The sequence below is a fragment of the Tamlana crocina genome, assembly GCF_012037625.1.
Map to the genome: position 1 here is coordinate 1 of NZ_JAAVJS010000117.1, position 553 is coordinate 553.

Below are 553 nucleotides of genomic sequence, written 5' to 3' on the forward strand. Positions count from 1 at the left end.
ATTCTGCAGCCTGTTCTTTGGATGACGCCCAATATTTCCTTCAATAGTACCTTCATCTTCCTCTACATTCCCCCAAACCAGTGCCACATATTCACGCTCACTACTCTTGTCAAAGAATTGTTTGGCGAGTTTGGTCATTGCCTGCTCTGTCCTGGCTACCACTAAGAGTCCGCTGGTATCTTTATCAATTCTGTGGACGAGGCCGGGCCTTTCATCCGAGTTCTGCGGAAGATTCTCAAAATGATAGACCAGGGCGTTGATCAGCGTTCCGCTGTAATTTCCATGGCCGGGATGCACAACCATACCTGCAGGTTTATTCACTACAAGTAATGCATCATCTTCATAAACGATGTCCAGCGGAATATTCTCGGGGGTAAGCAGGAATTCATATGGTGGATGTTCAAACATCACCTGCACTACATCTCCCGGTTTTACTTTATAGTTAGATTTTACCGGAACCTCATTGACATGAATATTTCCTTCTTTTGCTGCCGTCTGGATCTTGTTTCGCGTGGCTTTTTCGATATAGTTCATAAGAAACTTATCGACCCGC

General features: G+C 45.0%; 1 protein-coding gene. It reads right to left on the reverse strand.

From position 1 onward, the window contains the following. Positions 1–553, reverse strand: a 553-nt coding sequence (locus tag HC176_RS15890; protein ID WP_167919973.1) for an RluA family pseudouridine synthase, incomplete at both ends; no start/stop codon positions are given.